Below are 19,518 nucleotides of genomic sequence, written 5' to 3'. Positions count from 1 at the left end.
CCGGCCTTGAATGGAGCGAGGCGGGCGGGGAGCAGACCGGGGCGAGTGCCGGAGTGACGGGGAATGTGTTGCGAATGACTTGCAGAAACTTTCTCAACTGCTAGAACCCTGCCGGCCCGGACCCATCCCGGGCAGGGAGCGGCACTGCATGTATGTTTGCATCTGCAACGGCCTGAGCGACACCCGGATCCAGGCGGCCATCGCGGATGGCGCCTGCCGGACGCACGACGTCTATGCCGCCTGCAACTGCCGGGCGCAGTGCGGCTGCTGCACCGCCACCATCCTCGGGATGATCCGGTCCCCCGAAGCCGGGGCGGAGAGCCCGGCGGCCAACTGAGGGCTTGCCGCGGCCGGAAGACCGAATTGACCAGGCAGCGGCGAGGCGCCATCACCGCCGTCCGATAACGGAGGCAGAGGCATGGCGGGCGACCCCAAGGTCATCGAGTACCTGAACATCCAGCTCACCAACGAGCTGACGGCGATCAACCAGTATTTCCTGCATGCCCGCATCCTCGGCCACTGGGGCGTCACGCGGCTGGGCAAGCACGAGTACGAGGAATCGATCGAGGAGATGCGCCACGCGGACTGGCTCATCAAGCGCATCCTCTTTCTCGACGGCTTGCCCAACGTCCAGCGCCTGAACCAGGTGCTGATCGGGCAGACGGTGAAGGAGGTGCTGGAGTGCGACTCCCGCCTCGAGCAGAAGGCGATCGGGGATCTCAAGGACGGGATCGCCCATTGCGAGGCCGTGCGCGATTACGTCTCGCGCGACCTGCTGCTCAAGATCCTGGCGGACGAGGAGAAGCACGAGGACTTCCTCCACGCCCAGTTCACCCTGATCGAGCGGATCGGCGAGGAGCGCTACACCCTCCTCAACTCCGATCCGGCGCCCGATCAGGACCACTGAGGCCGCCCGCGCGGCGCCGCTCCCGGCGCCGCGCGACGCGCACCGCCTCAGGCCGCGACCAGCCGGCCCCCTTCGAGCCGCAGGGCGCGGTCGTGGAAGGCCGCCACCGCCGGGCGGTGCGCGATGGAGACGATGGCCGTGCCAGGCAGCCGCTCCCGCAGCAATTCGTGGAGCCGGGTTTCCGCCGCCGTATCCAGGCTGGCCGTCGCTTCGTCCAGGAAGAGCCAGGCCGGGCGCTGCAACAGGGCGCGCGCGAAGGCCAGGCGCTGCTGCTCCCCGCCCGAGAGCACGCGCTGCCAGTCCTCCGACGCATCGAGGCGCGGGATCAGCTTCTCCAGGCCGACATCCACCAGGGCGGCGTGCAGCGCTGCCTGGTCGAAGGTGTCCTCGGCCAGCGGATAGGCGAGGTTGCGCCTGAGGGAGCCCAGCGGCAGGTAGGGCCGCTGCGGCAGGAACAGCGCGGCCCGTCCGGCCGGCACCGCGACCCGTCCGCGGGCAAAGGGCCAGATGCCGGCCAGGGCGCGGAAGAGCGTGGACTTGCCGCTGCCCGAGGCGCCCGTGACCAGCACCGCCTCGCCCGGCGCGACCGAGAGCGCGGCGCCGTCCAGCAGGCGGCGGCCATCCGGCAGCCAGATGTCGAGCCCCGCGGCCTCCAGTCCCTCACGCGGTTCGGCCACCACGGAGGCCCCTTCGCCGGCATGCGCTTCGGCGGCGGCGATGGCCCGGTCGAAGCCGCTCAACCGCTGCACGGTGGCCCGCCAGGAGGCGACCTCGGGATAGTTGTTCACCAGCCACGACAGGGATTCCTGCACGGAGCCGAAGGCGGTGGAGGTCTGGATCAGGGCGCCGAGCGGGATGCGGCCGGCGAAGTAGTTCGGTGCCACCACGATGAAGGGGAAGATCGTGGCGACCTGGCCAAAGCCGGCGGTGAAGAAGGTGATCTGCTTGGTGGCGCGCATGATGCCCACCCAGTTCGCGATCACCGCGCCGAAGCGCCATTCCAGCCCGGCGCGCTCCTCCTCCTCTCCGCGGTGGAGGGCGATGCCCTCGACGTTGTCGCGCACGCGGACCAGCGCGTAGCGGAAGTCGGCCTCCACCTTCTCCTGCAGGAAGTTCAGCCCGATCAGCTTGCGCCCGATCAGGTGCGTCACCCAGGTGCCGAGCGCCGAATAGGCCAGGGCCACCCAGACCAGGTAGCCCGGGATGTTCACCCCGAAGACCGTGACATCTCCGGACAGGCCCCAGAGCACGAAGACGAAGGACACCAGCGTCACCACCGCGCGCATCAGCCCGAGGCCCAGCGTCAGCGTGTTGTCCACGAAGAACTTGGTGTCGTCGGAAATCCGCTGGTCCGGGTTGTCCGTGTTGCCGTCACTGGCCACCGCCATGCGGTAATAGGCGCGGTGGTCCAGCCAGCGGCGGGTCAGGCTGCCCGCCAGGAAGCGGCGCCAGCGGATCTGCAGGGCCTGCTTGAGGTAGAGCGCATAAACCGCCACCACGATGTAGAGGGCGGCGATCAGGGTGAAGCCGGGAAGGAAACCGGTGTCCTCGGTCGTGCCGCCGAGCAGCAGCAGGTCGATGAAGGTCTGCCAGTTCTTGGTCTCGAGCGCGTTGTAGAAGCCGCGCTGCCAGTAGGTGAGGATGACGTTCATCGCGACCAGCACGAGGTTCAGCACCACCACCACCGCCAGCAGCCCGCGTGCCGCCCAGCGCCCTTCGCCGGTCCAGAAGGGGCGTGACAGCGCCCATGCGTCACGGATGGCGGAAAGGGAGTTTCGCATGCGGGGTGGTCCGGTTCGATGACTGGGGGAGTGTCCCTCCCTGGCCATCGCGGTCAATCCGGCCCCGCGTAACGCCCGGTGACGCGGCCGGACTCAGCCGGCCGGGGAGGGCGCGCGCAGCCGGATAACGCCGCGCAGGTCATCGAGGTCGGCCGGTCGGCCCTTGCGCAGGACCTCCACCCGGCCATCCCGGGCCAGGGCGACGGCGGCTTGGCGCACGGGCCCCATGAGCGGTTGCCAGCCCTCCGGCCGGAGGGCGCGGGCGACTTCACTCGGGCAGATGCTCTTGCCGGCATCGCGCGCGGAAACCTGGCGGAGGATCTCGTCCTGGATGATCTGGCGATCGGGCTGGGCTGTCATGGGGGCGGGTTAGGGCGGATGGCTTGGCCATGCCAGGACATTCCGCCGGCGACGCATGAAAAAAGGGGCGGGACCTCGCGGCCCCGCCCCCCTTCGTTCTCCGTGAGGAGAGGTCGGCCTGCTCAGCGCAGGACGATCTCCACGCGGCGGTTCTGCGGCTCGCGCACGCCGTCGGCGGTCGGAACCAGCGGACGGCTCTCGCCGAAGGCCTGCACCGAGATCTGCGAACGGCTGACGCCACGCTGCGCGAGCTCGGAGGCGACAGCCTCCGCGCGGCGCTGCGACAGGCGCTGGTTGTACTGCGGGGTGCCCGAGCGGTCGGCGTGGCCGGCCACCTCGATGCGGGTCGTGCCCGTGGTGTTCACGGCCTGGGCGGCCTCGGCGATGATCTGGCGGGCGCGGTCCGTCAGGTCGGCGCGGTCGAAGTCGAAGAACACCAGGTAGGTGCGGGCAGGGGCGGGGGCGGCGGCGGGTGCCGGGGCAACCATCGGCGCCGGGGCGACCGGGCGCGGCTGGTTGAAGGCGTAGCGCAGACCGATCAGGGCGGAGTGGTTGTAGTTCTCGGACTTCGTGCCGCCGCGCGAGGTGGAGAAGCCGCCGCCGCTGCTGGTCGTGTCGATGGAGTGCTCGAGCGTGCCGAGGAAGCGGTACTCGGCGGTCAGCGACAGGCCGGTGACGCCGAACTGGGTCAGCGGCACGGCGAGACCAGCGATGCCCTGGTAGGCAAAGCGGCCGTCGGTGTCGCTGCTGCGGACCTGGGAACCGGCGACGTTCACGCGCACGTCGTCGAAGTCGCGCCAGATGTAGCCGACGCCGCCGCCGATGTAGGGCTGAACGTAGGTCGGCACGCCGAAGCGGGTGAAGTCCAGGTCATAGAGGACGTTGGCCATCACGCCGTAGCTGCGCGAGGTGCCGTCGGCCTGGCTGGTGGTGGTGCCGCGGAAGCCGCGGATCTTGTCCACCTCGTTGTGGCGGTAGCTGCCCTCGACCTCGGCACGGAGGCCGTTGCCGAAGCCCCAGCCGAGGCTGCCGAGCCCGACGAAGCCGGTGTTGAAGGCGACCTCGCCACGGGTGCTGACGCCAGAGCGGGCCAGGCTGTCGGCGAGCGGGCCGGTCGCGCCGAGGCGAGCATCCTGCAGCCAGTTCGCACCGATCCCGCCACCGATGTAGAGCCCGGTCACGGGCTGAGCCTGGGCCGCGAGGGGAAGTCCCAGCATGGTTGCGGCCAGGAGTGCCTTGCGAAGCGACATGGAAAAATCCTTGGAAACGGTGGGAAGCTCTGCGGGTACTAGGTGCGTCCCGCTGGCTATTCCAACATTCACCTAGGTTGCAGGTTCCACATCGCTGTTTGTAGGCATCCCTCCTGTGTCCTTTGGGCAACAGATCGATCACGGAGCTGTGAGAAGACGCCGAAATAACAAGGGGGGCGGGACCTTGCGGTCCTGTCCCCCTTGTGCTCCGCGAGGAGAGGCCGGCCTGCTCAGCGCAGGACGATCTCCACGCGGCGGTTCTGCGGCTCGCGCACGCCGTCGGCGGTCGGAACCAGCGGACGGCTCTCGCCGAAGGCCTGCACCGAGATGGCGCCACGGGCCACGCCACGGCGCGTGAGCTCGGCGGCAACCGCCTCGGCGCGGCGCTGCGACAGGCGCTGGTTGTACTGCGGGGTGCCCGAGCGGTCGGCGTGGCCGGCCACCTCGATGCGGGTGGTGCCCGTGGTGCTGGACGCCTGCGCGGCCTCGGCGATGATCTGGCGGGCGCGGTCCGTCAGGTCGGCGCGGTCGAAGTCGAAGAACACCAGGTAGGTGCGGGCGGGCGCCGGGGCGGCGGCCGGAGCCGGGGCAACGGCCACGGCGGCGACGGGGCGCGGCTGGTTGAGGGCGTAGCGCAGACCGATCAGGGCGGAGTGGTTGAAGTTCTCCAGGCCCTGGCTGGTCCGCGTCACGGCATTGGTGATCGTCTGCCGCTGAGCCGACTGGAAGGTCGGCTCGGTCGTCCCGAAGAACCGGTACTCGGCGGTCAGGCTCAGTCCGGTGGCGCCGAGCGGGAACGAAGCGCCGGCGATGCCCTGGAAGGCGAACACGTCGTCATCACCGGTGCCGGTGATCACCTGGGAGCGGACCGGACGGAAGTCGGTGCGGACGTCGTCCTGCGTCACATGCGACCAGCCGATGCCGGCTCCGATGTAGGGGGTGAAGATCGGCTGCGCCCAGCCGAAGCGGCGGAGGTCCATGTCGTAGAGGACGTTGGCCATGGCGCCGGCCTGCCAGATGTTGCCGCTGTTGCCGCGGCTCGCCAGCCCGGCCACCGTCGCGCCGTGCACGTCGTTCTCCCGGTAGAACCCTTCGACCTCAGCGCGGATGCCATTGCCGAAGCCCCAGCCGATCGAGCCGACCACCGCGTAGCCGTTCTGCCAGTTCACCTCGGCCTTGTCCGAGATGCCGGCCGCGCGGGCGGCGGCGCCAGCGTTGCCCTGCAGCGTCCGCTCGGTGCCCTGGAGATAGTTCAGGCCGCCGCCTGCGGCGATGTACAGACCGGTGACGGGCTGTGCCACGGCAATGAATGGCGCGGAAGCAACAGCGGAAGCGAGAAGTGCTGTGCGAAAGCGGATCATGCGTAGAAGGTTCCTTTGCGGCCGGCTCGCCCGCCCGAGAGTTCGTATCGAGAGCGTCGAAGGATAGGTTCAGGGCAGCGATTCGACAATTCATTCCATGTTCGGATTGGATCTATGTGCTACTGATCCGGCCTATGTGGCATGTTTGACCCGCCACGGTTGTGTTGGCTGGGCCGCAGGGAAAATGCGGGCGGAGACGTACCGGCGCGATCGGAGCGGTCCCCGTGCCGTGCTGGATGAAGCCTGGCATCCTTGCCGATGCGGCGGACGGGGGAGGTGGGGCCCCTCCCTCAGCCAGGTTGAAGAGCCGCATCCAGAACCCGGACGCTGTGCAGCGCCTCGCGCCCGGTGAGCTCGTGAATTTGGTGGCGGCAGGAGGTCCCGTCCGCGACGATCAGATCCTCCGTGGGAGCTGCGCGCACCGCCGGCGCGAGCGACAACTCGCCCATGGCCCTGGAAACCTCCACCCGCCGCGCGTCGTAGCCGAAGGCGCCGGCCATGCCGCAGCAGGAGGAGGTGATGGGCTTCACCTCCAGGCCGGGAACGGCGCGCAGAGACTTCACGGCATCGGGGAAGGCGCCGAAGGATTTCTGGTGGCAGTGGCCGTGGATATGCGCGGCCGAGGCGAGCGGCTTCAGCGGCAGGTCCGCCTTCTCGCGCATCAGGAACTCGGACAGGAGCATCGCCCGGTCCGCCAGCCGGTCCGCGGCCGCCCCGGGAAGCAGCGACTTGAATTCATCCCGGAGCGTCAGCAGGCACGAGGGCTCCAGCCCGACGACCGCCGCGTCGGAGCCGGACAGCGCCGCCATGGTGCGCCGCGCCTCGGCCCGTGCCTCGTCCACCATGCCCGCGGCCAGATAGGTGCGGCCGCAGCAGAGCGGGCGCGCGCCCTCGGCCGCCCGCGCTGAGATGGCGCGGAAGCCGGCAGCGCGCAGCACGCGCCGCGCGGCGTGCAGGTTCTCCGGCTCGAAGTAGCGGTTGAAGGTGTCCGCGAACAGGATGACATCGCCCCGCGGCGCCGGGGCGTCCTCCGCGATGTCGCGGAAGGGCTGCCCGGAGAAGCGTGGCAGGGCACGGTCGCGGGAGAAGCCCAGCGCGCGCTCCCCGACCGCCCGCGCGCCCGGCACCCATTCCCGGGCGTTCGCCAGCAGCGGGAAACGCGAGGCCATGGGCGCCCAGCGCGGCAGCGTCGCGATCAGCCGGTCCTTTGCCGAAACGCCGTGGCGCTTCGCCCGCGCGTGCTGCGCCTCGATCTTCATCTTGGCCATGTCCACGCCCGTCGGGCACTCGCGCCGGCATGCCTTGCACGAGACGCAGAGCGACATCGCCTCGGCCACCTCGTCCGAGGCCAGCGCGTCAGGGCCGAGCTGCCCGGTCAACGCGAGCCGCAGCGTGTTGGCGCGGCCTCGTGTCAGGTCGCGCTCGTTGCGCGTGGCGCGGAAGCTCGGGCACATCACGCCCGCGTCGAACTTCCGGCAGGTGCCGTTGTTGTTGCACATCTCGACGGCGCCCAGCAGCCCGCCTTGCGGCCCAGGCCAGGCCGACCAGTCGAGCACCGGCGCCACCGCCGGATCGGCCGCGTAGCCGGGCGGGTAGCGGAACAGGGAGCGGTCATCCATCCGCATCGGCCGCACGACACGCCCGGGGTTCATCATGCCCTCCGGGTCGAAGGCGTCCTTCACCGTCTCGAAGGCGCGCACGATGCGCGGGCCGAACATTTCCCCATGGAACTCCGAGCGCACGATGCCGTCGCCGTGCTCGCCGGAATGGCTGCCCTTGTACTCGCGCACCAGCGCGAAGCATTCCTCCGCGATCTCGCGCATCCGGCGCACGTCCTCGCCGTCCTTCATGTTCAGCACGGGGCGGACGTGCAGGCAGCCGACGCTGGCATGGGCGTACCAAGTGCCCTTCGTGCCGTGGCGCTCGAAGACCTCGTTCAGGCGCTCGGTGTAGTCGGCGAGATCGTCGAGCTGCACCGCCGTGTCCTCGATGAAGGAGACCGGCTTTCCGTCGCCCTTCATGGACATCATGATGTTGAGCCCGGCCTCGCGCACCTCCGCGACGGCGGCCTGGAAGCCGGGATCGACGCAGCGCACGACCTGCCCGGGCAGGCCGAGGTCGCCCATCATCTCGTCCAGCCGGTCCAGCTCGCGCTCCAGCGCCGCGTCCTCGTGGCCGTGGAACTCCACGATCAGCAGCGAGTCCGGCTCGCCGATCACGATGCGGTCGATCGTGTCGCGGTAGATGGCGATGGAGCGGCCGAGGTCGATCATGGTGCGGTCCACCAGCTCAACCGCCTCGGGGTTCAGCGTCACGAGGTGCTTCGACGCCTCCATCGCCCGCCGGAAGGTGGGGAACTGGCAGATGCCGAGCGCCTTGCGCGGCTTGATCGGCCAGAGCCTGAGGTCGATGCCCGCGGAGAAGGCGAGGGTGCCCTCGCTGCCCACTAGGATGCGCGCGAGGTTGCCGCGGCCGTTCGCCCGGGCCTCGGGCGTCAGCGCCTCGAGGTTGTAGCCGCCGACGCGGCGCAGCACCTTGGGGAAACGCGCCGCGATCTCGGAGGCCTCGGAGGCGCCGAGCGCGCGCAGGCGGTTCACCAGCTCCGCCGCGTATTTCGGCACGCCATCGCCGAGGTCGTCCGGCAGCTCCCCGAAGGCGAAGCGGTCGCCACTGGGCAGGATCGCGTCGATCGACAGCACGTTGTCGGCCATCAGCCCGTAGCGGATGGACTTCGAACCGCAGGAGTTGTTCGCCGCCATCCCGCCGATCGTGCAGCGCGCCCAGGTGGAGGGATCGACGGGAAAGAACAGGCCGTCCTTCTTCAGCGCATCGTTCAGCGCACCCAGGGCGATGCCCGGCTGCACCGTGGCCCGCATTCCCGCCTTGTCCACGGACACCACGTTCCGCAGGTGGCGCGTGCAGTCCAGCACGAGCGCCCGGTTCACCGTCTGCCCGCACTGGCTGGTGCCGCCGCCGCGCGGCAGGACGGGCACGCCCTCCTCCCGGCAGATGGCCATGGCGGCGGCCACGTCCTCCACCGTGCGCGGCACCAGCACGCCGACGGGCTCCACCTGGTAGATGCTGGCATCGGTCGCATAGCGCCCGCGGTCGCCGGCGCCGAACAGCACCTCGCCCTCCGTCTCGCGCTTCAGGCGTGCGGCAAGGCGGCTGTCGCCGGGCGCGACGCGGGACCGGGTGATGGCGTTCATTCGGGCGTCTCCTGGTGGGAGCAACCTAGCGGAGGGGGTGCCGCCCGTCGCATCCATAATGCTCATCAATGGAAGTGGCCGTACTCATTGGCGGCGCGCGATCACCGCGACGGGCCCCCCGCCATCCGGGCCCTGATGCTCCGCGCCGCCGGAGACGAAGAGGTCGGTGCGCCCGACCGCCGCCGCGACGACACCCCCGACCAGCGCCCGCGCGTGGCGGGTGGCGTTGATGTCGCTGTCATCCCACATGATATGGCGCCGCCCGCGGATCGTGCCATGGGAGGACGGCTCCGCCTTCACCAGCAGGGCCACCAGCCGTCCGGCCTCCTCCGGCCCGAGTTGCCCGCCATCCGTGGACAGGCCGGCGCCGCGCAGGGCCTTCTGCACCGCGGGCAGGTCGATCGCGTCCCGCATCACGGCATGGGCGATGCACAGGTCCCCCGCCCATTCCGGGCTGGTGCCGAAGACGATCACCTCGTTCCGCTCCAGCTCCACGCCGGCCGAGGCGCTGGCGCGGCCGGACCAGAGTGAAAGGTCGTGCCCGATGACGCCATCCGAGAGGGCGGCGCGCGGCACTTCCTCGAGCGCCAGGGCGACGCCAAGGGCGGAAGCGCCCCTGGAAAGGCCCATGGACTCGTAAGTGTCCGCCGTGGCGACGGCTTTCCCGCGGGAGACGGCCTCGCCGATCCGGGCGGTGGTCAGGAGAGGGCACTTCACCTGGACGAAATGCACCTGCCCCGGCGAGGAAAGCCCTGCCTGCCGCATGGCCTCGCGCACGGCCCGGGCGGTGGCCTCCACCTGGGCCATCCGCCCGATCTCCTCCGGGTGGAAGGCCTCGGTGAAGGCGGTGCCGATCGCCAACGCGCCCGTCGCCGGCTCCTGCGTGTTCTCCACCGTGAGCACGAGGAGATGCGGCGAGAGCCCGCCCTCCGTGCCGCCGGACATCACCATGGCGACCTGCGCGAGCACCCCGGCGCGGGAAAGCCCGAGGCGCGGCGCCAGGGCGGTGCCGAGTTCGGCCACGGCGAAGGCGCGGGTGAAGTCGTTCACGCAGCCGTTCCCCTCGGTTTTGCCGAGGATCGCCACGATCTCCGGTGGAGACAGCCTTCCCTGGTCGATAAGGGCTTCGAGGCCCGAGACGTCGCCCGGATGGGCGGTGGGGATCAGGTGCAGTGCGGCGCGACGTGTCATGGGGCGCAGGCTGGCCGCAAGCGCCGCGGGGGAAAAGGCCCCCGCATCCATAATCCTCATCAATCGAAGGTGGCGAACTCATTGGCAGCGCGCGGGGCAGGGGGCTAGACCGGACGAAGAGCGGAGGACGCCCATGGCTTATTTCACCACACGGCCCGAGAACGGCCGGCATTTCCTGCAGATCCCCGGGCCGACCAACGTGCCGGACCGCGTGCTGCGCGCCCTCGACAACCCCACGATGGACCATCGCGGCCCGGATTTCGGCATCCTGGGCAAGCGCGTGCTGGAGAAGGTGAAGCCGGTCTTCGGTACCACCGGGCCCGTGGTGATCTTTCCGTCCTCGGGCACGGGAGCCTGGGAGGCGGCGCTGGTGAACACGCTTTCCCCCGGCGACACCGTGCTGATGTGCGAGACCGGCTGGTTCGCGCACCTGTGGCGTGAGATGGCCGAGCGCCTGGCGCTGAAGCCGCGCCTGCTGGAAACCGACTGGCGGCGGGCGGCCGACGTGCCGGCGATCGAGGCGGCGCTGCGGGCCGACAAGGCGCACGAGATCAAGGCGGTCTGCGTGGTGCACAACGAGACCAGCACCGGCTGCACCTCCCGCGTGGACGAGGTGCGGCGCGCGATGGATGCGGCCGGACACCCCGCGCTGCTGCTGGTGGACACCATCTCCTCGCTGGGGTCGGTGGAATACAAGCACGACGAATGGGGCGTGGACGTGACGGTGTCGGGCAGCCAGAAGGGGCTGATGCTGCCGCCTGGGCTTTCCTTCAACGCGGTGTCGGAGAAGGCGATCGAGGCGAGCGGGACGGCCAAGCTGCCGCGCGCCTTCTGGGACTGGAAGCCGATGCTGGCGGCAAACGCCACCGGCTATTTTCCCTATACTCCCGCGACCAACATGCTCTACGCGCTCGACACCGCGATGGACATGCTGGACGAGGAAGGGCTGCCCAACGTCTTCGCGCGGCATGAGCGCCACGCGGAGGCCACGCGGCGCGCGGTGCGGGCCTGGGGGCTGGAGGTGCAGTGCGCCGAGCCCCGTCATTTCTCGCCGGTGCTGACGGCAGTGCGCGTGCCGGAGGGCCATTCGGCGAACGCCCTGCGCGCCGCCATCCTGGAGCGCTTCGACATGTCGCTGGGCAATGGCCTCGGGCGGCTGAACGACCGGGTGTTCCGCATCGGGCACCTGGGCGCCTTCAACGACCTGTCGCTGCTGGGCACGCTGGGCGGGGTGGAGATGGGCCTGCGCGTGGCCGGGGTGCCGCACGACGACGCCGGGGTGAAGGCGGCGATGGACTACCTGTCGGGGAACGCCTGAGCGGCACCGCCCTGCGCCACGCGATCGTCACCGGGCGGCGCCTTGCCGCCGCCCGAGCGGCGCCGGACAGTCCGGTCCCATCCACGGGGGAGCCCGGCGCATGACCATCGAGGCCTGGACCTGGCCGACGCCCAACGGCCACAAGCTGCACATTGCGCTGGAAGAGATGGAACTGCCCTACAAGGTGGTTCCCGTGAACATCGGTGCGGGCGAGCAGTTCAACCCGGACTTCCTGGCGATCAACCCGAACCACCGCATCCCCGCCATCGTGGACCCGGACGGGCCGGGCCGCGCGCCGCTGCGGCTGTTCGAATCCGGCGCGATCCTGATCTACCTGGCGGAGAAGAGCGGCAGGCTCATCCCCCAGGACCCGGCGGGACGCGCCGCCTGCCTGCAATGGCTCATGTTCCAGATGGGCGGCGTGGGGCCCATGTTCGGGCAGTTCGGCCATTTCACGAGCTACGCGGCCGAAAAGATCCCGTATGCCATCGAGCGCTACGGCAAGGAGGTGCGCCGCCTGCACGGCGTGCTGGAGACGCGCCTGTCCGAAGCCGCCTTTCTGGCGGGCGAGGACTACTCGATCGCCGACATCGCGACCTTTCCCTGGATCCGCCTGCCCGAGCGCCGCGGCATCGACCTCGTGGAATTCCCCGCCGTCCGCCGCTGGCACGACGCCATCGCCGCGCGCCCCGCGGTGCAGCGCGGGCTGGCCGTGCTGTCCGACCGGCAGCGCCAGGGCCCGATGTCGGACAAGGAGCGCGAGAACCTGTTCGGCGCGATGCAGTTCGCAAGGCGATGACGGAGAATGGTCCGGTGAACGCCACAAGGGCCGCGATCGATCATGTCGTGATCGGGGCCGCGACGCTGGAGGAAGGTGCCGCCTTCGTGGAGGCGCTGCTCGGCGTCGCGCCCGGGGCGGGCGGTGCCCATCCCGGCGCGGGCACGCACAATCGCCTGCTCGGGCTGGGGCAGGGCTGCTACCTGGAGGTGATCGCGCCCGATCCGGCCCAGCCCGAGCCGGCGCTTCCCCGCCTGTTCGGCCTGGATGATCCGGCGGTGCGCCGCAGCCTCCGGAAGGAGCCGGGGCTGATTGCCTGGGTCGCGCGGACGAGCGGGCTCGACGCCGTTCTGACCCGCCTCGGGCAGGATCGGGCGGGCGCGATGCGCGCGATGTCGCGGGGAAGCCTTTCCTGGAAGCTCGCCGACCCGCCGGCCGCCGCGGGCTTCGGCGGCCTGCTGCCGGGGCTGATCGAGTGGGGGCAGCCCGGACCACCCGGCGAGATCCCCGGCCATGGCTGCGCGCTTCTGGCCATGGAGGCCGAGCACCCGGAACCGGCGGCCCTTGCCGCGGCGCTGGAGGAGCGGGGGGTGCGGGAGGTGCTCGGCCTTGGTCCGGGCCCCCGGCCCGTCCTCTCGCTGCGGATGCGGCGGGCGGATGGCGGGGAAGCGGTTCTTCGCTCGCCGTGAGGCCAGCCGGAGGCCGGGCGGAACGCAGGAGGAAGGAGCGATGCCCGCGCGATACATCTTGCCCGGCTTCGTTCGTCTTGGCCGTGGAGCGCCTTGCGCAATCCGTTGCACGAGAACAGGCTGTGCACGTGCCGCGCAGCCCTGTTGAGATTCGTTCAAACAGCCATGCCATTCACCGTTTCTGGAAAACGCGGGAACAACGGGTTGTGCGCCTTACCCCCGGCGCCCTCCTGAGTTCCGCCGACCTGCCGGATGGCGGGGCCGGCCGGGCATGACGGCGCGCGTCCTGGTGGTGGACGACATCGCCGCCAACCTGAAGCTCCTCGAGGCTCGCCTGAATGCCGAGTACTACGAGGTGGCGCTGGCGAATTCCGGACCGGACGCGCTGCGGGCCGCCAATGCCTGGGCACCCGACGTCATCCTGCTGGACGTGATGATGCCGGGCATGGACGGCTACGAGGTCTGCCGGCACCTCAAGGCCTCTCCGCTGACGGCCCATATTCCCGTGGTGATGATCACGGCGCTGGTGGAGCAGGCCGAGCGCGTGCGCGGGCTGGAGGCCGGCGCGGACGATTTCCTTTCCAAGCCGGTGGACCACGCGACGCTGTTCGCCCGCCTGCGCGCCCTGCTGCGCACCAAGCAGGTGCTCGACGCCTTCCGGCTGCGCGCCGAAACGGCCAAGGACCTCGGCTTCGAGCCGATGCCCGACCCGTCGCGCAGCGTCGCCGGCGCGCATGCCCTGCTGGCCACGGAGGACGATGCCGAGGCCATGAGCCTGTCGGGCATCCTCGCCCAGGACGGCGTGGTGGTGACCCGCGCGGCGGATGTGAACACCGCCTGGGACCGCCTCCTGCACGAGGAGTTCGACCTGGCCGTGCTCAGCCTCTGGCTCGACGAGGGCGAGGGCCTGCGCCTGGCCTCGCGGATGCGGGCGCAGACCTCCATGCGGGAGGTGCCGGTGCTTCTGGTGGCCGATGTGGACCAGCGCAACCAAGTGCTGCGCGGCTTCGATCTCGGCGCCAACGACCACGTGCTGCGGCCGGTGGATGCCAATGAGCTTCGTGCCCGGGCCCGCAACCAGATCCGGCGCAAGCGCTACCAGGAACGCCTTCGCGGCGACCTGCAGCGCAGCCTGGAAATGGCCGTCACGGACAGCCTGACCGGGCTGCGCAACCGCCGCTACGTCACCCGCCACCTCGAGGGCCTGCTGCGCGCCGGTGGCGCCACCCTGCTGCTGATCGACGTGGACCGCTTCAAGGCGGTGAACGACACGCATGGCCACGGCGTGGGCGATGCCGTTCTGAAGGAGGTGGCGGAGCGCCTGCGGCTGCATCTCCGCGCGGTGGACGTGGTGGCGCGCTTCGGTGGCGAGGAGTTCGTGGTCGCCATGGCGCCGCAGCCGGCCGACGATGCCGGCATGGTGGCGGAACGCCTGCGGATGGCGATCTGCGAGACCCCGGTGCGGGTCGGCCAGCGCACGCTGGACATCAGCATCAGCATCGGCGTCGCGGTGGCGATGCCGGACTGCACCGTGGATACCCTGGCGAGCGCCGCCGACCTCGCGCTTTACCGCGCCAAGGCGAAGGGCCGGAACAGGGTGGAAATCGCCGACGAGGCCGACTGGGGCATCGGCAGGGCCTGAGCGGCTGGCAGGCGCGCCGGGAGGGCGGCGGGCCTGGCCGCTTCCCGCCCCCGGCCGGAGCCTTGGCGGCTCAGCGCGCCGCTTCGATCCCGAGGCCGCCGACGGAGGTGTTGATGAAGCGGAGGTGGGAGCTCGGCGCGGGCGCCTCCGCCACTTCCTCCAGGCCGCCGGGGCCGCGCACCATGATCGGGCCGCGCGGCACGGAGGGTCCCTCGGGCCGGTTGAAGATAAAGCCGTAGGTCGGATAGGTGCGGCCCAGCACCTCGGCGTCGTGGCCGACCTGGACGCGAACGGCCGTCCAGTCGTTCGCGTCGGAGACATCCACCACGGTGACGTTGCGCATCACGGTGCCCTTGCGGATGCCGGGGCCTTCCCAGTTCGCGTGCTGCACCGTGATCTCGCGGGCGGAGACCTGCCGCTCCACCACGGCGACGTGGCCCAGGCGCATCCCGCCGGAAGCGCGGAACACGAGCACGGAGCCGGGCTCCGGGCGGTGGCCGCGCTGGTAGAGGCCGGCGGCATTGTGCCACCAGGTGCCGCCATTGCCGACCACCTCCACGCCGGAAACCATCCGCGCGTAAGGAACGCAGGAAATCCCTCCGCGAACGGCATAGGAGGCCGCGTAGGACCGTGCCGCATCCGGGGAGGTCATGGGTGCCCCGGCATCGCGCGGCTCACCCCGGTGAGACCTGGCTTTGGTGCCGGAGGAGCGAACCGTGCGGCCCGGCTGGGCCTCACTGGCGGCAGCGGGCGCTGCGGCGGAAAGCTGGCCGGAGGCGGACATATGCTTGGCGCCGCCCTGGTTGGGAGAGGCAGTGGCCTTGGAGCTGAGTTCCGGCGCAAGCATCAGCCCGCAAACCGTGAAAAGAGCCGCGGCAGTTTTTGCCTGCATGAAATCCCCCAAAATCCAACCCTTCGCCCCCACCGGTCATGTGCCGGCCACGCCTTGAGCAGCGCTGTCACGGAGGTGTTACTGGGGTGCCGGAAACTGGGGCAACACGCGATCCCGTTGCAGGCCGCAATACGGCGTGATTTGTCAGTGTTGCCAGTCGAATGGCCAAAACTTCGGGACCAAGTTCCTAGTCTGCGGGGCACTTCGCCTGCCGTGACACAGTGTTGCCGCAGGAAGGACACAGCCGGCCGCGCAACAACCGGGAGTTGAAGGCAGCGCGTGCCTTCGTGCCGCAAGGCTATGAAACGGCTTGATTTGGGACGCGGCGGCGGCGCCTCGGCCGAGCTGATGCCCGGAGGTATGGAGGCCGCGCCGGCTCAAGGCCGGCACGGCTGGAGTGCGCGCGGAGGCGTTTAGCCTCTGAAGAACAGCGAAGGCGCTGCCCCGGGGAACAGCGAAGGCGCTGCCCGGGGAACAGCGACGGCGCTGCCCGGGGGACAGCGAAGGCGCTGCCCGGGGGACAGCGAAGGCGCTGCCCCGGAGGACAGCGAAGGCGCTGCCCCGGGTTGGTCAGCGGCAGGCGCTGACCATGATCTCAACGAGGTGCCGCGGATCTGCCATGTTGGCTTCCACGCAGGCGCGCACGGGGGCGCCGCCCTGGGGCAGCCAGGCGGACCAGAGCTTGTTCATCGCGTCGCGGTCACGGATGTCCTTCAGCCAGACCTGGGCCTGCAGGAGGCGCGTCTTGTCCGTGCCGTGCTCCTCCAGCGCCGCGTCGATCTTGGCCAGGACCTGCTGGGTCTGGCCGGAAACATCCAGGGAGAGGTCGTCGGCGGTGATGCCGGCGAGATAGACGAAGCCGTGGTACTCGACCGAGGTCGAGAGAACCGGGCCGACGCCCTTGCGAAGGATCGCGCTCATTTCGTGGAAACTCCGAGGCCGGAATGGCGCGGGGCTTCTAGGGCGCCGGATGGGGGGCGGCAAGGCACCACCCCACCCCGGGGCTGGCTCATGGTCCCGTCGGCCCCCTTGCCGGACCTTCCGGTCATCCCTTCGCGTCAGGGCACCAGCACGGGGCCGCCGCTCGCGGCCGCATGGATCATGGTCTCGAAGACGCTGACGCCGTGCACCGCCTCCTCGAGCGGCAGAGGATAGGCGGGGCCGCCCAGGACGGCGGCCGCGAAGGCCTCGAGCTCGGCGCGCTCGATGTCGGCCTTCTCGAAGCGGCGCTCCCAGCCCTCGCCCTCTCGCGGGTGGAAGACCAGTGTCTCCGGATCGCGCTGCTCAAGGCGGCCCTGGCTCCCGAACAGCCCCACCCGCCAGACCCGCGGCGCCGAGGCAAGGGTGGCGAAGAGTCCGGTGGGACCGCCGCGGAAGCGGCAGAGCATGGCGGTGGTGTCGTCCAGGCCGTTGGTGAGCACCTGGGCCTGGCTGATCACGGAGAGCCGCTCGACCGGGCCGGCCAGGTTGATCAGCATGTCGATCATGTGGATGCCCATGGCCCCCATGCCGCCGAGCGGGCTTTCATGGGGGTCGGCGCGCCACATGCCGGGCTTCCAGCTGTCGGCGCCGGCGCCGCTGATCTGCCCCTCCACATGCATCAGCGTGCCGAGCGCGCCCTCGGCCAGCATGCGCTTCATCTCGGCGACGGCCGGCAGGAAGCGGCGGTTATGCCCGAGCGCGAGCACCACCCCCGCCTCGCGGCAGGCCGTCACGGCGGCCTCGGCGCTCATCTTCGAGAGGGTGAAGGGCTTCTCCACGAAAACATGCTTTCCGGCGGCCGCGGCGGCGATCACCTGCTCGGCGTGCTGTTGGTGGGGGGTCGCGAGCACCACCGCCTTTACCCGCGGGTCGGCCAGCACCGCCTGGAAGTCCGGCAGCAGGTCCAGCCCCTTTTCCCCGGCCCATTCGCGGGCCTTCTCCGGCGTGCGGGTCGCGCCCGCGACGAAGCGGATGCCGCTTCCGTTGCGCCCCTGCACGCTGTTCACCAGGGTCTGCCCCCAGCGCCCCATCCCAACCAGCGCAGCGTCCAGCATCACGGCTTCTCCTCCTTCGATCCCTCGAGCTGCTGCGCAATCACGCCCATGCGGGTGAGGCCCCAGGCGAAGATGGCGGCGGCGCCCGCCGCCGCGGCCAGCGTGGGAATGCGCAAGCCGAAGACCTCCCCCGCCGTGCCCAGCGCGATCGCGCCCATGGCCGGGCAGGCGCGCGTCACCAATGCCCAGAGCGACATGATCCGGCCGCGCATGGCGGGCGAGGCGGCTGTCTGCGCCAGCACCTGCACAGAAATGCCGTGCGCCGAGGCCGCGGCCCCGATCAGCGCGGCGCAGGCCATGGCGACAAAGAAGGAGCTGGTGGCAACGAAGCCCGCCGTCGCGATGGCCTGGGCCAGCACCGCCAGCACCGCGATCCGCGTGGTGCCGGCCAGCCGCCCCCTGGAGGCCACCGCCAGGCCTGAGAACAGGGCGCCCACCGCGAAGCAGGCGGTGAGCGCCGCGAGCGATTCCGCCCCGCGCCCGAACAGCCTCTCCACGAAGGGCGGCAGGATTTCCTGCACGCCGCGCAGCAGCACGGACGTTCCGGCCGAGAAGGCGATGATGGGCCCGAGGCCGGGATGGCGGGCGACGTAGCGGAAGCCTTCCAGCGTTTCCGCGAGAAGGGAGCCCGTGGCGGGGTGCCCGCGCCGCTGCGCCGCGTCCACGCGGAGCCAGCGCAGGGAAAGGCTGGCGAAGCTGTGCCCGAGCACGTTGCAGAGAATGGCGGGGGCCACGCCCCAGATCGCGATCACGGGCCCCGCCAGCCCGGGCCCGATGAACCGCGCGACGTTGAACAGCAGGCTGTTGGCCGCCACCGCCGCCGGAAGGTCCTCCCGCGCGACGAGGGCCGGGATCAGCGTCTGGCGCGCGGGCTGGGAGAAGGAGGCGGCCGTGCCGCTCACCATCTCCAGCGCGAAGAGCAGGCCGATGGAGATATGGCCGGTGCCGGTGAGCGTGGCGACCGCCAGGGCTTCGACGGCCACGACCCCTTGCGAGATCATGGTCAGCCGCACCCGGTCCACCCTGTCCGCGATGGCGCCCGCGAAGGGGCTGGCCAGCACGGCGGGGGCGAGGTCGGCAAAGGCGATCAGCCCGACCCAGGCCGCGCTGTGCGAGAGTTCCCAGGCAAGCCAGGCGACTCCGATCCGGTGCATCCAGAGACCGGTCCAGGCGCCCAGGCTCGCCCCGAAGAAGATGCGGGCGTTGCGGCTGGCCAGCGCACGGCTGAGCGGCCCCGCCACGATCCGGGCGAAGGGGGAGGGCAAGGGCGCCTCAGCGCCCCGAGAGGCCCCCGCCGGGCGCCGGGCGCGGCTGGTCGGCGCTGCGCACGCATTCCGCCGCCATGCGGTCGCGGTCGTAGACCTGGGCGATCTGGTCCGTGATCACCTGCGGGCCGAGATAGGAGGTGGTGCCGACGCGGGCGTTGTACTCGTCCTGGCGCATGGTCTGGCCACGGTCGCGGTAGTTCACCACCCGCTCCGCCTGGCTGCGGCAGGCGGCGCTGACCGCCGCGCGGTCGCCCTGGGCGGGGCTGCCGCCGGGCAGCGGCGCGGCGCAGCCGGCGGCCAGCAGCACCGGGAGGAGCGCGAAGGGCAGGGGTTTCATGGGGGCGTCGCTCCGGTGGTCTCGATCGGCGGCAGGCTGGGCCGCGCGAGGCGGTTCCGAAGTCCCTCTTCATCGAAGCGGGCCGCGCCGTCCAGGGGGTGGCTGGCGGCCGCGCGCAGAAGGTCGGGGTGCAGCACCGTGCCCTCCCGCCCGATGTCGAACAGGCCGCGCAGCCAGGAGGCCCGCCCCATGACCTCCAGCAGGGCCAGCAGGCGCAGCAGGGTCGCCATGCCCTGCGCGTGGTCCAGCCCGATCCGGCGGTCCAGCGCCTCCGCCCAGCAGCAGGCGTCGCGGTCCTCCAGGAGAAGGTCGAGCGAGGGTTCGCCGGCGAAGCGGAAGGCGCGGGGTGGGCCGTGGAGGGCGGCGGCGGCGGCGTCGCGCGCCGCGTCCCAGGCCGAAAGCAGCGCGCGGGGCGCAACGGGCGGCGTGGCCTGGGGCGAAAAGGGGATGGCGTAGGCGGTCGGCATGATGAAAGTGGAAGTGGTGCCGATCGCGCCGA

18 protein-coding genes are annotated in these 19,518 nt (G+C 70.9%); 6 read left to right on the top strand and 12 right to left on the bottom strand.

Features of this window, described 5'->3' with window-relative positions; all coding sequences use genetic code 11:
* Window positions 1-148: 148 nt before the first annotated feature.
* On the top strand, window positions 149-337 hold the full coding sequence (locus tag ACFFIC_RS00915) for a (2Fe-2S)-binding protein (protein WP_377048129.1): 189 nt from the start codon (window positions 149-151) through the stop codon (window positions 335-337).
* An 81-nt stretch (window positions 338-418) separates the two neighbouring features.
* The gene (gene bfr / locus ACFFIC_RS00910; RefSeq protein WP_377048128.1) at window positions 419-907 is read left to right on the top strand and encodes a bacterioferritin; all 489 of its coding nucleotides are present in this window, start codon (window positions 419-421) and stop codon (window positions 905-907) included.
* A 47-nt stretch (window positions 908-954) separates the two neighbouring features.
* Here the strand turns inward: bfr and ACFFIC_RS00905 are convergent, their stop codons facing one another.
* From ACFFIC_RS00905 to atzD, 6 genes are all read right to left on the bottom strand, one after another.
* Window positions 955-2,688 (bottom strand): ABC transporter ATP-binding protein/permease, encoded by a 1,734-nt coding sequence (locus ACFFIC_RS00905; protein ID WP_377048127.1) that lies wholly within the window; start codon window positions 2,686-2,688, stop codon window positions 955-957.
* Window positions 2,689-2,781: 93 nt separating this feature from the next.
* Entirely contained in the window at window positions 2,782-3,048 is a 267-nt protein-coding gene (locus ACFFIC_RS00900) for a DUF3253 domain-containing protein (RefSeq protein ID WP_377048126.1), read from the bottom strand.
* A gap of 122 nt (window positions 3,049-3,170) precedes the next feature.
* Entirely contained in the window at window positions 3,171-4,298 is a 1,128-nt protein-coding gene (locus ACFFIC_RS00895; RefSeq protein WP_377048125.1) for an OmpA family protein, read from the bottom strand.
* Between the two features lie 230 nt (window positions 4,299-4,528).
* Complete coding sequence (locus ACFFIC_RS00890) at window positions 4,529-5,659, bottom strand: OmpA family protein (protein ID WP_377048124.1); 1,131 nt, start codon at window positions 5,657-5,659, stop codon at window positions 4,529-4,531.
* 290 nt (window positions 5,660-5,949) lie between these two features.
* Window positions 5,950-8,868 carry an FAD-binding and (Fe-S)-binding domain-containing protein gene (locus ACFFIC_RS00885; RefSeq protein ID WP_377048122.1) on the bottom strand — a complete coding sequence of 973 codons (2,919 nt, stop codon included), beginning with the start codon at window positions 8,866-8,868 and terminating at the stop codon, window positions 5,950-5,952.
* An 84-nt stretch (window positions 8,869-8,952) separates the two neighbouring features.
* The gene (atzD, locus tag ACFFIC_RS00880) at window positions 8,953-10,059 is read right to left on the bottom strand and encodes a cyanuric acid amidohydrolase (protein ID WP_377048121.1); all 1,107 of its coding nucleotides are present in this window, start codon (window positions 10,057-10,059) and stop codon (window positions 8,953-8,955) included.
* A 133-nt stretch (window positions 10,060-10,192) separates the two neighbouring features.
* On the opposite strand from atzD, the gene ACFFIC_RS00875 reads away from it, so the two are divergent.
* The 4 genes from ACFFIC_RS00875 (at window position 10,193) to ACFFIC_RS00860 (ending at window position 14,486) form a co-directional block, all read left to right on the top strand.
* Complete coding sequence (locus ACFFIC_RS00875; protein ID WP_377048120.1) at window positions 10,193-11,377, top strand: pyridoxal-phosphate-dependent aminotransferase family protein; 1,185 nt, start codon at window positions 10,193-10,195, stop codon at window positions 11,375-11,377.
* Window positions 11,378-11,477: 100 nt separating this feature from the next.
* Entirely contained in the window at window positions 11,478-12,176 is a 699-nt protein-coding gene (locus tag ACFFIC_RS00870; protein WP_377048119.1) for a glutathione binding-like protein, read from the top strand.
* A gap of 14 nt (window positions 12,177-12,190) precedes the next feature.
* Window positions 12,191-12,844 carry a VOC family protein gene (locus ACFFIC_RS00865; protein WP_377048118.1) on the top strand — a complete coding sequence of 218 codons (654 nt, stop codon included), beginning with the start codon at window positions 12,191-12,193 and terminating at the stop codon, window positions 12,842-12,844.
* A gap of 271 nt (window positions 12,845-13,115) precedes the next feature.
* Window positions 13,116-14,486, top strand: a complete 1,371-nt coding sequence (locus tag ACFFIC_RS00860; RefSeq protein ID WP_377048117.1) for a PleD family two-component system response regulator — start codon at window positions 13,116-13,118, stop codon at window positions 14,484-14,486.
* 70 nt (window positions 14,487-14,556) lie between these two features.
* On the opposite strand, the gene ACFFIC_RS00855 is transcribed toward ACFFIC_RS00860, so the two are convergent.
* The 6 genes from ACFFIC_RS00855 to ACFFIC_RS00830 all read right to left on the bottom strand — a co-directional run bounded on the left by ACFFIC_RS00855 (window position 14,557) and on the right by ACFFIC_RS00830 (window position 19,486).
* Complete coding sequence (locus ACFFIC_RS00855) at window positions 14,557-15,138, bottom strand: CHAP domain-containing protein (RefSeq protein ID WP_377048115.1); 582 nt, start codon at window positions 15,136-15,138, stop codon at window positions 14,557-14,559.
* Window positions 15,139-15,948: 810 nt separating this feature from the next.
* Window positions 15,949-16,299, bottom strand: coding sequence for a RidA family protein (locus tag ACFFIC_RS00850; RefSeq protein WP_377048114.1), 351 nt, complete (start codon window positions 16,297-16,299; stop codon window positions 15,949-15,951).
* 137 nt (window positions 16,300-16,436) lie between these two features.
* Window positions 16,437-17,414, bottom strand: a complete 978-nt coding sequence (locus ACFFIC_RS00845) for a Gfo/Idh/MocA family protein (RefSeq protein WP_377048275.1) — start codon at window positions 17,412-17,414, stop codon at window positions 16,437-16,439.
* Window positions 17,414-18,679 (bottom strand): MFS transporter, encoded by a 1,266-nt coding sequence (locus tag ACFFIC_RS00840; RefSeq protein ID WP_377048113.1) that lies wholly within the window; start codon window positions 18,677-18,679, stop codon window positions 17,414-17,416. Before ACFFIC_RS00840 ends, ACFFIC_RS00845 begins: the two co-directional genes overlap by 1 nt.
* Before the next feature lie 7 nt (window positions 18,680-18,686).
* Complete coding sequence (locus ACFFIC_RS00835) at window positions 18,687-19,019, bottom strand: hypothetical protein (protein ID WP_377048111.1); 333 nt, start codon at window positions 19,017-19,019, stop codon at window positions 18,687-18,689.
* Entirely contained in the window at window positions 19,016-19,486 is a 471-nt protein-coding gene (locus ACFFIC_RS00830) for a hypothetical protein (RefSeq protein ID WP_377048110.1), read from the bottom strand. Before ACFFIC_RS00830 ends, ACFFIC_RS00835 begins: the two co-directional genes overlap by 4 nt.
* Window positions 19,487-19,518: the final 32 nt, after the last annotated feature.

Source organism: Muricoccus vinaceus (assembly GCF_042433125.1).
Taxonomy (GTDB): domain Bacteria; phylum Pseudomonadota; class Alphaproteobacteria; order Acetobacterales; family Acetobacteraceae; genus Roseomonas; species Roseomonas vinacea.
This window is presented reverse-complemented; position numbering and strand designations above follow the sequence as displayed.

What these genes read in the sequence shown, in the direction of transcription:
- ACFFIC_RS00915 (WP_377048129.1), top strand. Translation starts at nt 149, where the DNA reads ATGTATGTTTGCATCTGCAACGGCCTGAGCGACACCCGGATCCAGGCG.
- bfr (WP_377048128.1), top strand. Translation starts at nt 419, where the DNA reads ATGGCGGGCGACCCCAAGGTCATCGAGTACCTGAACATCCAGCTCACC.
- ACFFIC_RS00905 (WP_377048127.1), bottom strand. Translation starts at nt 2,688, where the DNA reads ATGCGAAACTCCCTTTCCGCCATCCGTGACGCATGGGCGCTGTCACGC.
- ACFFIC_RS00900 (WP_377048126.1), bottom strand. Translation starts at nt 3,048, where the DNA reads ATGACAGCCCAGCCCGATCGCCAGATCATCCAGGACGAGATCCTCCGC.
- ACFFIC_RS00895 (WP_377048125.1), bottom strand. Translation starts at nt 4,298, where the DNA reads ATGTCGCTTCGCAAGGCACTCCTGGCCGCAACCATGCTGGGACTTCCC.
- ACFFIC_RS00890 (WP_377048124.1), bottom strand. Translation starts at nt 5,659, where the DNA reads ATGATCCGCTTTCGCACAGCACTTCTCGCTTCCGCTGTTGCTTCCGCG.
- ACFFIC_RS00885 (WP_377048122.1), bottom strand. Translation starts at nt 8,868, where the DNA reads ATGAACGCCATCACCCGGTCCCGCGTCGCGCCCGGCGACAGCCGCCTT.
- atzD (WP_377048121.1), bottom strand. Translation starts at nt 10,059, where the DNA reads ATGACACGTCGCGCCGCACTGCACCTGATCCCCACCGCCCATCCGGGC.
- ACFFIC_RS00875 (WP_377048120.1), top strand. Translation starts at nt 10,193, where the DNA reads ATGGCTTATTTCACCACACGGCCCGAGAACGGCCGGCATTTCCTGCAG.
- ACFFIC_RS00870 (WP_377048119.1), top strand. Translation starts at nt 11,478, where the DNA reads ATGACCATCGAGGCCTGGACCTGGCCGACGCCCAACGGCCACAAGCTG.
- ACFFIC_RS00860 (WP_377048117.1), top strand. Translation starts at nt 13,116, where the DNA reads ATGACGGCGCGCGTCCTGGTGGTGGACGACATCGCCGCCAACCTGAAG.
- ACFFIC_RS00855 (WP_377048115.1), bottom strand. Translation starts at nt 15,138, where the DNA reads ATGACCTCCCCGGATGCGGCACGGTCCTACGCGGCCTCCTATGCCGTT.
- ACFFIC_RS00850 (WP_377048114.1), bottom strand. Translation starts at nt 16,299, where the DNA reads ATGAGCGCGATCCTTCGCAAGGGCGTCGGCCCGGTTCTCTCGACCTCG.
- ACFFIC_RS00845 (WP_377048275.1), bottom strand. Translation starts at nt 17,414, where the DNA reads ATGCTGGACGCTGCGCTGGTTGGGATGGGGCGCTGGGGGCAGACCCTG.
- ACFFIC_RS00835 (WP_377048111.1), bottom strand. Translation starts at nt 19,019, where the DNA reads ATGAAACCCCTGCCCTTCGCGCTCCTCCCGGTGCTGCTGGCCGCCGGC.
- ACFFIC_RS00830 (WP_377048110.1), bottom strand. Translation starts at nt 19,486, where the DNA reads ATGCCGACCGCCTACGCCATCCCCTTTTCGCCCCAGGCCACGCCGCCC.